This window comes from uncultured Methanobrevibacter sp. (assembly GCF_946184425.1).
Classification (GTDB): domain Archaea; phylum Methanobacteriota; class Methanobacteria; order Methanobacteriales; family Methanobacteriaceae; genus Methanocatella.
Window position 1 is genome coordinate 38,892 of record NZ_CAMHFP010000007.1, and the last position, 13,841, is coordinate 52,732.

Annotated in this window: 17 protein-coding genes; 2 read left to right on the forward strand and 15 right to left on the reverse strand. The window is 34.3% G+C overall.

The annotated features are described in order from the left end of the window. The first annotated feature begins 11 nt into the window (after positions 1-11). Positions 12-566: a manganese efflux pump MntP family protein gene (locus tag Q0P94_RS02405; protein ID WP_367270194.1), complete on the forward strand. Its 555-nt coding sequence runs from the start codon at positions 12-14 to the stop codon at positions 564-566. Here the strand turns inward: Q0P94_RS02405 and Q0P94_RS02410 are convergent. From Q0P94_RS02410 to Q0P94_RS02440, 7 genes are all read right to left on the reverse strand, one after another. After that, entirely contained in the window at positions 563-934 is a 372-nt protein-coding gene (locus Q0P94_RS02410; protein ID WP_295113444.1) for a hypothetical protein, read from the reverse strand. The two genes, Q0P94_RS02405 and Q0P94_RS02410, sit on opposite strands and share 4 nt — an antisense overlap. Before the next feature lie 67 nt (positions 935-1,001). Next, entirely contained in the window at positions 1,002-1,451 is a 450-nt protein-coding gene (locus tag Q0P94_RS02415; RefSeq protein ID WP_295113445.1) for a hypothetical protein, read from the reverse strand. A gap of 41 nt (positions 1,452-1,492) precedes the next feature. Continuing rightward, positions 1,493-2,890, reverse strand: a complete 1,398-nt coding sequence (locus Q0P94_RS02420) for an MATE family efflux transporter (protein WP_295113447.1) — start codon at positions 2,888-2,890, stop codon at positions 1,493-1,495. Positions 2,891-2,892: 2 nt separating this feature from the next. After that, positions 2,893-3,354 (reverse strand): MarR family winged helix-turn-helix transcriptional regulator, encoded by a 462-nt coding sequence (locus tag Q0P94_RS02425; RefSeq protein ID WP_295113449.1) that lies wholly within the window; start codon positions 3,352-3,354, stop codon positions 2,893-2,895. A 9-nt stretch (positions 3,355-3,363) separates the two neighbouring features. Beyond that, positions 3,364-3,822, reverse strand: a complete 459-nt coding sequence (locus tag Q0P94_RS02430) for a flavodoxin (protein ID WP_295113452.1) — start codon at positions 3,820-3,822, stop codon at positions 3,364-3,366. A gap of 98 nt (positions 3,823-3,920) precedes the next feature. Further along, positions 3,921-4,613 carry a type II CAAX prenyl endopeptidase Rce1 family protein gene (locus Q0P94_RS02435; RefSeq protein WP_295113454.1) on the reverse strand — a complete coding sequence of 231 codons (693 nt, stop codon included), beginning with the start codon at positions 4,611-4,613 and terminating at the stop codon, positions 3,921-3,923. Positions 4,614-4,617: 4 nt separating this feature from the next. After that, a complete protein-coding gene (locus Q0P94_RS02440) occupies positions 4,618-5,193 on the reverse strand; it encodes a flavin reductase family protein (protein WP_295113456.1) in 576 nt (191 codons plus the stop codon). A gap of 37 nt (positions 5,194-5,230) precedes the next feature. Between Q0P94_RS02440 and Q0P94_RS02445 the strand changes: the two genes are divergently transcribed. Then, positions 5,231-6,109, forward strand: a complete 879-nt coding sequence (locus Q0P94_RS02445; RefSeq protein ID WP_295113458.1) for a hypothetical protein — start codon at positions 5,231-5,233, stop codon at positions 6,107-6,109. Here the strand turns inward: Q0P94_RS02445 and Q0P94_RS02450 are convergent. From Q0P94_RS02450 to Q0P94_RS02485, 8 genes are all read right to left on the reverse strand, one after another. Beyond that, a complete protein-coding gene (locus Q0P94_RS02450) occupies positions 6,058-7,050 on the reverse strand; it encodes a glycosyltransferase family 2 protein (protein WP_295113460.1) in 993 nt (330 codons plus the stop codon). The genes Q0P94_RS02445 and Q0P94_RS02450 overlap by 52 nt on opposite strands. A 63-nt stretch (positions 7,051-7,113) precedes the next feature. After that, positions 7,114-7,794, reverse strand: a complete 681-nt coding sequence (locus tag Q0P94_RS02455) for a zinc ribbon domain-containing protein (protein WP_295113462.1) — start codon at positions 7,792-7,794, stop codon at positions 7,114-7,116. A 162-nt stretch (positions 7,795-7,956) separates the two neighbouring features. Continuing rightward, positions 7,957-8,640, reverse strand: coding sequence for an amino acid ABC transporter ATP-binding protein (locus Q0P94_RS02460; protein WP_295113463.1), 684 nt, complete (start codon positions 8,638-8,640; stop codon positions 7,957-7,959). A gap of 11 nt (positions 8,641-8,651) precedes the next feature. Next, positions 8,652-9,302, reverse strand: coding sequence for an amino acid ABC transporter permease (locus Q0P94_RS02465; protein WP_295113464.1), 651 nt, complete (start codon positions 9,300-9,302; stop codon positions 8,652-8,654). Between the two features lie 26 nt (positions 9,303-9,328). After that, positions 9,329-10,162, reverse strand: a complete 834-nt coding sequence (locus Q0P94_RS02470) for an amino acid ABC transporter substrate-binding protein (RefSeq protein ID WP_295113466.1) — start codon at positions 10,160-10,162, stop codon at positions 9,329-9,331. 208 nt (positions 10,163-10,370) lie between these two features. Further along, complete coding sequence (locus Q0P94_RS02475) at positions 10,371-12,947, reverse strand: CDP-glycerol glycerophosphotransferase family protein (protein ID WP_295113468.1); 2,577 nt, start codon at positions 12,945-12,947, stop codon at positions 10,371-10,373. Between the two features lie 49 nt (positions 12,948-12,996). Next, positions 12,997-13,383 (reverse strand): hypothetical protein, encoded by a 387-nt coding sequence (locus Q0P94_RS02480; protein WP_295113470.1) that lies wholly within the window; start codon positions 13,381-13,383, stop codon positions 12,997-12,999. Between the two features lie 9 nt (positions 13,384-13,392). Further along, positions 13,393-13,821: a universal stress protein gene (locus tag Q0P94_RS02485; protein ID WP_295113472.1), complete on the reverse strand. Its 429-nt coding sequence runs from the start codon at positions 13,819-13,821 to the stop codon at positions 13,393-13,395. Between the last annotated feature and the right edge of the window lie 20 nt (positions 13,822-13,841).

Consider the following 13,841-nt stretch of genomic DNA (forward strand, 5'->3'; position numbering starts at 1 on the left):
ATCTAATATCAATGTCACTTAATCTCATTTCGGTTTTTTTGATTGCGGTCGCTCTTGCAATGGATGCATTCAGCGTTTCCCTGACTAAAGGGTTTACTCAAAAAAATCTTAAGATACGGGAAAAATTATATTATGGTCTGTTTTTCGGAACATTCCAGTTCATTATGCCTATTCTTGGATATTTCTCTGCAAGTACAATATCCGGCATAATAGAATCATTCGCATCAATTATAGGTTTCATTTTACTTTTGGCTATCGGACTCAATATGATTCGTGAGAGTCTTTTCGGTAACGGTGAAGACATTACAGATGAATTTTCATTTAGGGAAGTTACCCTGCTTGCAATAGCTACAAGTATCGATGCATTTGCAGTTGGAATTACATTTGCACTTTTGAAAGATCCTATATGGATATCTTCTGCAATAATAGGTGTGGTTGCATTTGCATTTAGTGTTGTCGGCGTATATATCGGAAGGCAACTTGGTGACTGGTTAGGTGATAAATTCCAAATATTAGGTGGTGTAATCCTAATATTGATTGGAATTAAAATACTTTTAGGATTTTAGAACTTAAAGAAATCATTAGCCCAACTGATTTCACGTTTTACATCCTGAACTTTGATTTCATAAGATTTTTTATCATTATATTGGTCTTGAAGCATTTTTGTTTTTTCGTAAACGTCAATTGGAGATTCTTTCAGCTTATTGAACTCTTCCATTTCCTTATCAAGCTCTTCAATCTGCTTTTGAAGCTCTGATTTCTGATTTGTAACCTCTGTAAGTCTTTGATCAATCAGTTCATTACTGTGTTCCAAAATGTCTTCCCTAAACTTAAATAGCAAGTCTATAGCATCACCTACTGAAATGCCGTTTTCTTCAAGAACTTGAACTTTTTCCATCTGTTCCTCTGTCAATTCAATTGTTTTTTCACCCATGTTTATACCTCAAAAAATATAGTTACTAATATTTTTATAAATAATAAGATTAATAGATTACTATTTTTTACATCATATTTTCATTATATGACCTGAACTGTTTGATGAAATAATCAAGTTCCTCTTCAATTTTAGTCAAGGATAGTGTTGGTTTGTAGTTTAGAAGAGTATTTAGTGCTATAAGCAAAGGTATGGCCTCACCTACACGGACATTGTTGAATTCCAGTGTCTGGTAAGTAATTTTAAAATTTCCGTTAAGATGCTCATCAATTCTCAGACCCTGAGGGATGAAATTGATTTCCTGTTTATCAATCAGCTCCTCCAGGACTGCAGTACCTTCAAGAATGTCTTCAAATTCCACCTTTTCCTTTGAAAGAATTGGTGTTATGAAATCAAATAGTATGTCATAGTCATATTTTGAATAGTGATGCCTGAAGTAATTGTCCACCATCAGATAATTGATGTAAAGCTCATGGTTTTGAATAGAATATTTCTTGTTATTCAATATGAATTCCATAATTAAAGTATGGTAAAAAATAGTATAAAAAAATAGCCCTTCTAAGAGCTATTTTCATGACTTGTATATTTTCTTATTGAAATCTGTTTGAATTTTCTGATGAAGAATTTCGCCCAGATATAACCTACAGTTCCTCCTACGAAACATCCGAATACCACTCCGCCGTAGATTCCCGGAAGTCCCCATCCGAAGATAAAGCAGAAAAGGTATGCGAATATACTTTCCAAAATCAGTGATCTTAAAAGTGTAATCAGAAGTGAATATACTCCCTTTCCGACTCCCTGAAACATCATTGATGACATTATACCATGAGGGATTGCCAGAACAAACAGGCTTAGAACGGATATTGCTGTTGCAATCTCTGATGCAAGTCCCGCACTGGCCTGAGTATATGCAAACATTCCTGCGATTTGACCTGAAAATATAAACATTACTGCTCCAAGCAATATTGATACAACAAAACCAATCCTGATTGAGTATGAATGAGCGGTCTGGAGGTTTTCATAGTTATGTGCACCGTAAGCAACACCTGCAACTGTAAGAACCGCTGTTCCGATACCTATTAACGGAATCATTGCCAATTGCACAATTCTCATTGAAGCAGTATATACAGCCACTGCAGTGGTACCAGCAGCAAGCACAAGCATACTGTTAATTATAATTGCCAATGCTGAAAATACGATGTTTTCCAGTGTTGAAGGAATAGCGACCTGCAATGTGTCAAGCATGATTTGACCTGAGTAGTTAAAGTTTTTAGGAGACAAGTCAAGGTAAAGGTCTTTTTTACCCCAAATCCAGTAGCTCATCACAAGACATGAAAGTATTGCAGATATCACTGTTGCCCATGCTGCTCCTGCAATTCCGAATTTCAATACATAAATGAATATAGGATCCAATATGATGTTCATTATTGCAGTTACGGCAATTGCAATTGTTGCCCTTCTCATGTCCCCTTCAGATCTGAATATTGCGGAAGCAACTCCGGAATATACAAAAATGAAAAGGAATCCGAATATCACATAACTGTAATCCATTGCATATTGAATGGTATTTCCCGCACCCATAAACTGTAAAATAGGAACCATAAATACTTCTATCAATATTGTAAATATTACTGATACGATAATTGACAATACGATTGCATGCAATCCTGCATTGTTTGCCTGTTCTATATTTTTAGCACCGATGTTTCTTGCAATAAGTGAGTTTGCACCGGCACCAATTCCGTTTCCAAGTCCTACAAGTACCATAAATAATGGTGTAATAAATCCAACTGCTGCAAGGGCATCCGCACCAAGCCCTGCAACCCAAATACTGTCTGCGATGTTATACATCATAATTAAAAGCATGGAAACCATCATCGGCAATGCCAGTTTTATGATTGCCTTTTTAGGGTCTCCTGTAATCATTTCGATATTGCTGTTTTTTTGTTTTGCCATTCCTATTCTCCTTCATTTAACTCTATAGCATTTATTGCAATTTCCTTTAAAACATTTTTAAATGTCCTATCATCAATAATATCATTATTAAATACTTCTTTTTCCCATTTATTTAAAATCTCGATACCTTTTTTCATGATTTCTTTGCCTTTTGGGGTAAGTGATATCTTGTTCTGTCTTCGGTTGTTTTCATCAATTTCGCGAACAATCAAATCTTTGTCTTCCATTTTTTTTATGGATCTTGCAACAGCGCCTTTGTTGAAATTGCATCTGCTGGCTATACTGTCCTGGTTTATGTTGTTTTGATGTGAAATCTCAAAAAGCAGATGGAGCTGTGTTGAATTGATGTCCAAATCCTTCAGATGATGATTCAAATAGATAATCTGGCTTCTTGAAATCATTGAAATCAATTTGCCTATGGGAAGCACTGAAGCGTCCAGCTGTTTGAATTCTTCAAGGGACATGTTATCATCTTATTTAATAAAATCAGTTAACTTATCTTCAAATAAATCCTTTTTAACCTCTTTGGTTGTTAAGGCAAGAACCACATGTGGTTTAACATTCACATACTTTTCCAATTGTTCAAATGTTGATTCGAAGCCGCTTGAACTTGCTGTGGCAAAGAACTTGACATTTGAAAATTTTCCTTCATTTTGCTTGATATATGAAATCAATGGATTTGCTGCCTTTGAAGCCCATACAGGTGCTCCAAGATATACCATGTCATAGTCTTCAGGGTTATATTTCAGGGTTTCGAGGTCGATGATTTTTTCTGTAATTGCATCCTTTCCTCCTCGGGCATAACCTATTTTTCCCTGATAATTTACTTTAGGGATTATTTCTTCAATATCTGCATTGACTTTGCCTGCAATACTTTCTGCAAGCTTTTTTGTAATATTTGATCTTGAGTAATATGCGACTAATGATTTCATTATAATAATTAAGACTTTATCATATATAAACTGTTGCATTGACAACTATTGCATATGCAACATTTTTTGGAAAACAAAAAAAAGAAAAAAGTTCAGCATTAGCTGATACCTATAAATATTAAGATAAAAATCACTGCATCAGTCAATAAATGGGTTATGTATGGAACCAGCAAATTTTTAGTTCTTAAATATCCGTAAAGTTCAAATATTGTTCCAACACCCTGAAGCACCAATACTGAAGCTATAGTGTTGAACGGTGGAGCATAATGCAGCAAACCGAATCCTAATAACACAAGCACAAATGAGATAATTATAGATAATTTACGATTATCAGTATATTTATAAACTAACCTCATGAAAAACATCAATGGAATGAATTTGAGCAGCTCCTCACCCATCATTGAAAATATTAATGATATTATTATTTCCGGTGTTACTGTTATTGTATCTGTAATACTTGCCGCTGATGAGAGATGAAAGCTATCCAGAACTACGCCTGCAATTATTGCATATGTCATATATCCTATAAACATCAGCAAAGCAAGGATTATTTCATTTTTTGTTGGTTTATGGAATAACAACTTATAATCCCAATTTGAAAAGTACAGCAATGGAATAAGTATTAAAAAACAGAAGAATATGCTTCCTAAAAATTCTGAACCGAATAAAAATTGTCCGAACAGTGCAATTGGAACTAAGATCAGCAATATGAACCACTGCAATTTGGACAGTCTAGGATTATGATTATAGTAAGGAAAATCTCTTGTCTCATCAAATGATAAAAATTTCATTTTTTCACCTAAATTTCAAACCCGGCTTGAATGCATCTGATATCTTTTCACCCATTTCATAATATGAATGAGTTACATCATCATATGCAAGTGGGTTAAGCTTTTCGAAAATAATCTTACCTTTGTTGTCAATGACACTTTCATCCGCCTGTATGTTGACAATTTCACCAGTGATTTGAGTGTGTGACCCCACTTCAGCAATATGCATTGCCCTGCATTCAACTGAAACTTTGAATTCCTCAATAATTGGTGCGTTAACCATTTCAGCATTTTTATAGTTAAAGTTTGCCTTTTGCAGTTTGGCTTGCCTATATCCTGTTTCTATTCCAAAATAATCAGTTTCAGCCATATGTTCCACACTTGGAAAACCTACACAGAACTCCTTGGTATTGAGAATATCTGCCAGAGTCTTTCTTTTGAGAGTTGAGTTTATCGCAATCATGATGGCGGGCGGATGATGTGAGCACATTGTTGCAAAAGCAAGAGTGCAGCAATCAGGATTTCCATCCTCATCATATGCACTTGCAACAACTGCTGGGGCAGGATACATCATTGTACGAGGTTTTAAATTTATTTTCATAATAATCTATTTATTGTGTTATATTATAAATAATTATATGAACAAATTTAAAATCGCTAAGATAATATCTGATATAACTAATCCGCCTATAATATGCATTCCTCTATTTTTGATAATGTCAGTTGTGCTTTCATTTGAAAATGGAGTATTCAACGTATCAAAATTCATAGTCCTTGAACTGATATCACTTGTCTTTTCATCAGCACTGCCAATGGCAATCATATTAATCTGGGCAAAGAAATTAGGAACCGACAAGGACATATCCAACAGAACAGACAGGTTTGTCCCCTTGATTGTAGGGGTAATATCCTATTTCATTGGATTTCTGGTATCCTATGCAGTGGATCTGAGCAATTTTATGACTATTCTACTTTTATGTTATTCGGTAAACACATTGATTGTAATGATTATTACATTCAAATGGAAAATTAGTGTCCACACAACAGGTTTGAGCGGTCCTGTAGGTGCACTGATATTGCTTTTAGGACCGATTGGAGCATTGTTTGGAATATTATATCCTATACTGATATGGTCAAGGGTACTTTTGAAAAAACATACATTAGCACAGGCCATCTGCGGTGCTGTACAGGGATTTTTCTTAACAATATTTGAGATGTATCTATTTTTGAATGTTTTAAGATTGCCTATTGAAGATATTGTAAGTCTGGAACTTGCAAGTATGTTTATCATTGCAATCATTGTAACCCCAATAATCCTCGGATTTTTAAGTTATATTCCTCAAAGGAATGGAAAAGCAATATTTTATGTCCTGGAAATAATATTGTGTGCGCTGTTTTTAATCTTTACACCGTTGGAGGTATTTGTAATATTTGTTCTTGTAAGCATGACTTCAATTATTATTTCCTACAGCGCAGGTGAAGACTTCATCTGGTTTAGGGTTCTGAAATCATCATAGTCTTTTGACTTTATGATGTCACTGAAAAATTTTCTTTTTACAGGACCCAGATTATCCAGATAGTCATCAAAATACTCACTTGATTTAATTGCTTCGTAGTCTTTTTTAATTAAATAATATAGGTCTTCTTTGTATTTTTCTTCAATGCCCATTAAAGCATATCGCGGACCATTTATTTTGAAGGCAAGTAAATCAAACTTATACATATCATACCATCCATTTTCAATAAAAATTTCCATTAATATTTGGCCCGCCGGCACAGTATCCAGAAACTTGCTGTCCACTGATTCGGTGATTGACCCTTCATGCTTGCGTCGCACATAGAGATGCCTTCTAATTATTGATATCCTTTCGGATTTAAGAAATGTGTAAAAGAAAAAAGGCATGTCCTCAAAATAGATGCCCTTTGGAAAACTGGCTGTTATATCTGATAAAAATTGGCGATTGAAAATCTTCTGGCAGGCACTTACAGATATATCAAAGAGGAAATTTCCACATTCATCAGGCGCAAATACCCTGTTATCAAAACTTTCATCAAAATTGTTCAGGTTAAACCAGTCATTTTGAGAAAATTTGCCGTCATGGTATTTTATAATCTGAAAAATGGAAATATCTGTATTACGGTTTTTCGCTTCACCATAAGATGTTTCCAATGCATCCGGACAAAACCAGTCATCAGCATCCAGAAACATTACATATTCACCCACAGCTATTTTAAGTCCATTGTTTCTTGCCTCGCCAGGGCCCTGATTTGACTGATTAATCAGTATTATTCTTTCATCATCAAAGGAATTGATGGCAGCCAATGTGTCATCTGTTGAGCCGTCATTTATGATAATCAGTTCAAAGTCATCCAATGACTGTTTGAGGACTGATTCAATAGCTTTTTTAATGTATTCCTCCCCATTGAAAACGGGCAATATAATGGAAACTTTAGTCATGGAATAATTTTTATGGATATTGGTTTATATATTTTGGTTAAAAAAAGAAAAAAGTGTATTCAACTAGAAGGTCTGAGTACCGCTAGTTGGTGATAATGATACACTTTTGGAATCTAAAAGATTTGAATTGCTGTCATACAGGTTGATTGATGCATGATCAGGATAATATGCATATGCATCTGCACTTTGAACTTCAAGATATCCGTCGGAGTGAACAGTTACAGGCACCATATTACCGTTGTTAAGGGTGGATCCGTCTCTGCTGTACCAAATTTGGAGAATCACACTTTTACCAGCATGTTCTTTTCCGACATAAATGTTAGCATAGGTCAAATCGCTCAATTCACTGCCTGTGGAGAAACTTCCTCCCTGAATCTTCATGGCTGTGGACTGTGGTGTAGCAGTTACCTGTTGACTTTGTTGAGCTTGAGTTGATTGAGCTTGACTGGATTGGGATGGATTATTCTGACTAACCTGTGATCCTGAATTAGATGCATTACTTTGAGCATCCTGTGAGTGTGAATCACTGTTAAATCCCTGAAGATATATGAATGCACCAGCTAAAGCAACGACAACAACTATCAATACCGCAATGATGATTTTGGTATGGTCAGATTTCTTTTCATTTGACATGGAGTTGATCATTTTTTCATGACTAACAACTGTCTTTTCCAAAGGTGTGCCGCATTTTTTACAAAATTTCGCACCCTCACTATTTTCAGCATTACAATTTGGACATTTCATAAGTCAATACAACCTCACAAATAATATTTGTTAATAATATTTTATCCACAATATTAAATAAAGTTATTCTTAATAGTTGAGAATATATCTGAAACATGAAAAAATAGAATTGATTGTAAAAATCAGAAAAATAGGTTTTGAATAAAGATATTGAATATATCTTTAATCATAAAATTTTCCCAAGAACTCTTTCATCCTCTTGTTGTCGGATGAAAATACCTCTTCAGGAGTGCCCTGCTCAACAATAACACCCCCTTCCATGAATATTATTTCATCGGCAACGTTACGGGCAAAAGCCATCTCGTGAGTAACAATGACCATTGTCATATGCTCTGAGGCAAGCTCTTTTATTACTTCCAGAATTTCACCTGTAAGTTCAGGGTCAAGTGCGGAAGTAGGTTCATCAAAAAATAATATGTCAGGATTCATTGCAAGAGCCCTTGCAATAGAAACACGTTGTTGTTGACCGCCTGAAAGTTCACAAGGATATGCGTCTTCCTTATCTTCCAAACCCATTTTTCTTAAAAGATCGCGAGCATGTTCATAAACTTCTTTTTTATCCCTTTTCTGAACTCTGATAGGCGCATTTGTAATGTTTTTCATCACGGAATGATGAGGGAACAAATTAAAATTCTGGAAAACCAAACCGAAGGTTCCGTCAAAATTAATTTCACCACTGTCTTCTTGTTCTAAATCAGTAATACATCTAAGTAAGGTAGATTTACCTGAACCTGAAGGTCCAATAATTGCTAAAACTTCACCTTTATCAACGCTAAGAGAAATATCCTTTAAAACTACATTATCATTAAAACTTTTTTTAAGATTTTTAATTTCAAGCAAACTCATAAATATTCCTCCTATTCATAGTAATCTAATCTATTTTCAAGGCGTTCCATAACAAATGCAACAATCACGTTGAATATGTAATAGAATACACCAGCAACCAATAATGCTGCAATAGATGCATCAGCTGCTGCAATTTGTTTAGCCACAGTAAACATTTCAGGAATTGCAATTACAAATGAAAGAGATGTATCTTTAACAAGTGTAATAACTTCATTAGTAACAGAAGGAAGAATTACTTTTACAACTTGAGGCATGATTATGATGAAAAATGTTTCAATTTTACTATAACCCAATACTTGTGCAGCTTCATACTGCCCACTGTTAATGGATTCTATTCCGCCTCTATAAATTTCAGCGAAATAAGCTGCATAATTAATTGTAAATGCAATGATAACTGCTATAAATCTGTAATCACTGGAAAGACTCATACCAAAGAGATAGTATGGTCCGAAAAATACCACAATTAACTGCAACATCAATGGTGTACCTCTCATGATAGAGATATAAATCTTCATCAGCCACCTTAACGGTGCGAAACTACTCATTCTTCCTCCGGCAACAACTAAACCAAGAGGAAGAGAGAATAAGAGAGTAAGTAAAAATATCTCTACTGAGGTAACCATACCCCAAAGTAATTGTTCAATTACTGTACTCAATATCATATATCAAATTCTCCCTCTTAACTAATTTATTTTGGTTGAATTAAAGCGTCTTCGGAAATACCGTATTTAGCTGCGATTTTAGCAACAGTACCATCTTTAAACATTTCATCTAATGTGGATTGTACTTTGTCTTTTAAGTCAGTGTTTCCTTGTTTAAATCCAATACCGTATTTTTCTGTTGTAATAGATTCATTTAAAATTTCGAAATTAACAGAAGTAGAGTTTTTGTTTTTGATGTCGTATTCTGCAACACCAATATCCATAGCTACAGCATCACATGCGCCTGATTCCAAGTCCATGAATGCAGTGTTATAGTCAGCAACTTCGGTTAAGGTAGCGAAAGTGTTTTTAATTGTTTTGTTTTCGCCGTTAAGAGCTGCTAAAGCTGATGAATCTTTTTGGGTTTCTACAGTTTTACCTGATAAATCAGAGATTTGTTTAATGTTAGAATCTGATTTTACAACAAATATTTGTTTGTTGTCGAAATAAGGGTTAGACCATAAGTATTCGTTTTCTCTTCCGTCAATGGTGAATCCGTTCCAGATACAGTCAATGGATCCAGAATTTAATTCAGCATCTTTTGCATCCCAATCAATCGGTTGAGCTTTGAAGGTCCAGTTATTTCTAACACAAACTTCTTTTGCTAAATCTAAATCGAAACCAGTGTAGCTTCCATTTGCGTCTTTATATCCGTAAGGTGGGAATTCTGCATCAAATCCTACAATGAAAGTGTTTTCGTCATTTGCGGTTTGATTAGAATTGTTTCCTCCTAAAAAGTCAAAAAATCCTGCACTTACTGATCCTATCATCATTACTGATACAAGCAGTAAGACTAAAATAAAACCTATCTTTTTATTCATTTTAAAACACCAATAGTTATAACTATACCGTAGATAAAATCTACTATAATATTTTTTATTTTTTTATATATTTATGTATTATTATTCAAGTTTTGACTGAATTTAATCGAACATTATTGAGTAATTGAAAAAAAATAAGTGAAAAATTAGTATAAAAAAATTTGATTATTTTAAAAAATGTAAAATATATGTTGAATTTCTTTAATGATTAATCATTAAATATTGCATCATAACATCTTTTTGAGTTGTTTTTATCATTATATTTGAAAAATTCATCTACACGTTTTTTATAATCATCATCCATTTGGGCACCGTTTGATATGTAGTCTGAAATCCTTTCAACCAACTTCTCCTCATCACTGATAACATCACCAAAACCCATGCTCTCATAGTCAAAATAGCTGTCCTCACAGTCATAATGGAAGTCATTTGCGTAATGATAGTAGATGACCGGCTTTTTGAGGTAAGCAAAATCAAAAAACACTGATGAATAATCGGTGACAAGTATTGCTGACTGGTTGAATATATCCTGATATTTGATTTCCATATCAAACTTTACATAGTCATTGTCATCGAAGCAATCAATATATCCTGAAAGCTCGTGATGGGGCTTGAAAAGTATGTCATATCCATTCTTGCGGGCAAAATTAATTAATTTTTCATTGTTGATTAGGGAATTGAAGCGCTCAAAATATTCAGATGCCAAAAGGTCATCCCTGTTGGATATGTAGTTTCTCCAGCTTGGCATGATGACTATCTGCTTTCTATATCCGGAATTATCCAGATTGTCATACCTCGGAAGTCCCAATACCCTGAATGTGTCTTTGGAATAGTTGTATATGTCACTGTTTAATGATTCGCATTCAAGCTTGGAAGATGTAACCATCATCTTGGGGTTTCTGTCATATTTAACAAGCCAGTCTGACAGATTGTGAAGGACCACTCCATGCTGAAGGAAGTAAAAATCAAGATTTGATATTCCCGCAGTCTGATGAAATGCCCTGCTCATGAAAGGATTGAGGTAAAATTCAGAGCCCTGTGAAGAAATGAGCTTATCTGCAAATATATAATAAAATCTGTGTTTGATTGACTCATAAGCCAAGACATTATCATATTCACTAGTTAATCTGTCGAAATCAGCAGTGTTCGGAAGTACTGTGAAAAACTTCTTCACTCCATCATTCTGTCTTGCTGCATATTTGAAGAAATGCTCGGCATTGTCATCGGCCACATCTTTACGGTCCATTATAATCCAGATTTTCTTGTTTCGCATGAATGGATACAATATGAGATGAACCAATCTGAAGAATAGTGCCTGTTTAAAAAATGCGTCTTTTCTTTTGAATACTGCGATAAGACCTGGAATTTCATATCTGATCATTTTCATATATGAATAAGGCATTACATGAAAAGCGTTTTGAGTATAAAGAATTATCCGGTTGTCCTTGACGAAGTAATTGCTCAGCTCGGATATGTTGCAGTACTCTCTAAAGGAGATTTCATTGTTGAGATTGCTTTTTTTAAAGTTCAAATCTAGACTTATGGATGAAACTTCACCGGATGAAAGGGGCACCTCTATATCAAAATTGTAGACATTTTCCCATTCGATACCCACCATGTAATCTGATGACCTGCTTGGATAATTGAATGATGCCGAAGAGATGATTTCCGCATTTCCATCATCATATTTCCTCACAGCAGATACTGATAAATCCTCTTTTGAAAAATTGCTTTTGATATATCCTGAAAAAAGCAATCTGTCATCTCTAAGCATTACAAAGTCCAGATGGAATTTTCTTTTTGACAAATCATCAATCACATAATCTTTTGTACGGATTACGGGTTTGCCGTTATCCATATTAGTTTTCAGACTATTACTTTCTAGTGAAATATCACCGTTTTTTACTGCAATCAAAAAGCCTGCATCCGATGTGTCCCTGACATGCCTTAATATATCCTCATTATCTAAAAATGACAGAATATATTTTATGGATTTGAAAAACTCATCCAGTTCAGTGGCATTCAATACCTCTCTGATAGCAGTGTTCTTTATAAGCTTTATGAGATGATTCAATGTTATAATTTTTACAAACTCATCAATATGACCAAAGCAACTATTGCACCAGTCTATGGTGTCCTTTAAGAAATAATTGATTTGTGCAACATAATCATATCGGAGGTTATCAGACTTTCTGGAAAAATAACTTGAATCACTTATTAAATGGTATTTCTTTGCTTTAATTTGAGTCCTTGTAAGGAAATCCAGTTTCGGGGTTGTCAATGCACTTTTAAATTCAATACCCTCAATAAAATCCCTTTTGAAAAATACGCTGTTGATTGATGTCAGATAAGATTCAGGACTTTCATCCAAATCAACCATAGAATCACTGACTTTCTCACGCATGCATACAATGTTATGTGAAGCATGTTCCAGTTTTAAAAGAAGATCACTGTCATATTCATCCAGTTGATCAGTGAAATTGACATATTTTGAATTGCAGTATCTAAGAGCCATATTATATATGTCCGCTTCATCTGAATAGGGACATGACAGAAACAGAATGTTTTCGGGATATTTCTCTTCATACTTCATGGCAATATCATGTGAAAATTCATCACTGCCTTCATCAATCAGTATCAGCTGAACGTTATCCTCAAATGAAATGCTTTGAGTGATGATTGATTTTATAATGTTGTTAAGATTTGTCTTGTTTTTAAAAGAAAGAATAAATGAATATGTTCTCTTTTTACACTCAATCACGTCATCTTTATCTTTTAAAATCATATCTAATCACATTAAAAAAAAATAGAAAAAAGTTTAATTAAAAACTTGTTTATGATAATCCGTCATCAATGGAAAATTCCTTGATGGTTTTTGAACTTGTTAGGAACATGGTTCCGTTGAAACTTGCATGTGCGGTATAATTTCCGTTTTCAAGACCCATCAGTTGAATATAAGCCATACCCTGATCATCGGTAGTGGCATTATATTTGTGAGCCCATCCGGAATCATCCAACACCTTCACGTCAACAACCTGATTTGGAATCACATGTCTGTAATTATCCTTAAGTAAAAATGATAAGTTATCTCCGTTTTTAATGGTATTGTTGTTTTTAAATTCAATAGCAGTTTCTGCGGTGTTTGCAGAAATGTACATGAAAGCAACTACAGCAACTATCAAAACGATAACAACAGCAATCACTATTTTTTTAGTATTCATAATCAACCCCTATCTATTATTCTGAACTAATAAAACATCAATATTTGAGGTTTTAAGAACCTTTTCAGCCACACTTCCTATGATGAATCTGTGGATTCCGCTTTTTCCGGATGAAGAGATGACAATCAGTTCAACATCTTCATCTTCTGCAACCTTATTGATAGTTTCAGCGGGAAAACCTGTTTTAACTATTGTTCTTGTGTTAATGCCCTCCGGAAACAGGGCCTCCATTTTGGATACGTTTTCCTTGGCCTCTTTCAACATTCCAGCATTAACTTTTCTTACATTTTTTCTGCTTTGAAATGCAGATGATGTTAATTTACCGGCAACAGATAAGATAATCACTTCCCCGTCATCGGCGATTAATTTTTTTACTAAGCCTATTTCCTTTTCTGCAGAATCTGAACCGTCTGTTGGAAGAAGAATTTTTTTAAACATGTTTACACCATAATAATATT

Bases quoted from the DNA above. Each gene is read 5' to 3' on its own strand.
- Q0P94_RS02405 (WP_367270194.1), top strand. From the start codon at position 12: ATGTCACTTAATCTCATTTCGGTTTTTTTGATTGCGGTCGCTCTTGCA.
- Q0P94_RS02410 (WP_295113444.1), bottom strand. From the start codon at position 934: ATGGGTGAAAAAACAATTGAATTGACAGAGGAACAGATGGAAAAAGTT.
- Q0P94_RS02415 (WP_295113445.1), bottom strand. From the start codon at position 1,451: ATGGAATTCATATTGAATAACAAGAAATATTCTATTCAAAACCATGAG.
- Q0P94_RS02420 (WP_295113447.1), bottom strand. From the start codon at position 2,890: ATGGCAAAACAAAAAAACAGCAATATCGAAATGATTACAGGAGACCCT.
- Q0P94_RS02425 (WP_295113449.1), bottom strand. From the start codon at position 3,354: ATGTCCCTTGAAGAATTCAAACAGCTGGACGCTTCAGTGCTTCCCATA.
- Q0P94_RS02430 (WP_295113452.1), bottom strand. From the start codon at position 3,822: ATGAAATCATTAGTCGCATATTACTCAAGATCAAATATTACAAAAAAG.
- Q0P94_RS02435 (WP_295113454.1), bottom strand. From the start codon at position 4,613: ATGAAATTTTTATCATTTGATGAGACAAGAGATTTTCCTTACTATAAT.
- Q0P94_RS02440 (WP_295113456.1), bottom strand. From the start codon at position 5,193: ATGAAAATAAATTTAAAACCTCGTACAATGATGTATCCTGCCCCAGCA.
- Q0P94_RS02445 (WP_295113458.1), top strand. From the start codon at position 5,231: ATGAACAAATTTAAAATCGCTAAGATAATATCTGATATAACTAATCCG.
- Q0P94_RS02450 (WP_295113460.1), bottom strand. From the start codon at position 7,050: ATGACTAAAGTTTCCATTATATTGCCCGTTTTCAATGGGGAGGAATAC.
- Q0P94_RS02455 (WP_295113462.1), bottom strand. From the start codon at position 7,794: ATGAAATGTCCAAATTGTAATGCTGAAAATAGTGAGGGTGCGAAATTT.
- Q0P94_RS02460 (WP_295113463.1), bottom strand. From the start codon at position 8,640: ATGAGTTTGCTTGAAATTAAAAATCTTAAAAAAAGTTTTAATGATAAT.
- Q0P94_RS02465 (WP_295113464.1), bottom strand. From the start codon at position 9,302: ATGATATTGAGTACAGTAATTGAACAATTACTTTGGGGTATGGTTACC.
- Q0P94_RS02470 (WP_295113466.1), bottom strand. From the start codon at position 10,162: ATGAATAAAAAGATAGGTTTTATTTTAGTCTTACTGCTTGTATCAGTA.
- Q0P94_RS02475 (WP_295113468.1), bottom strand. From the start codon at position 12,947: ATGATTTTAAAAGATAAAGATGACGTGATTGAGTGTAAAAAGAGAACA.
- Q0P94_RS02480 (WP_295113470.1), bottom strand. From the start codon at position 13,383: ATGAATACTAAAAAAATAGTGATTGCTGTTGTTATCGTTTTGATAGTT.
- Q0P94_RS02485 (WP_295113472.1), bottom strand. From the start codon at position 13,821: ATGTTTAAAAAAATTCTTCTTCCAACAGACGGTTCAGATTCTGCAGAA.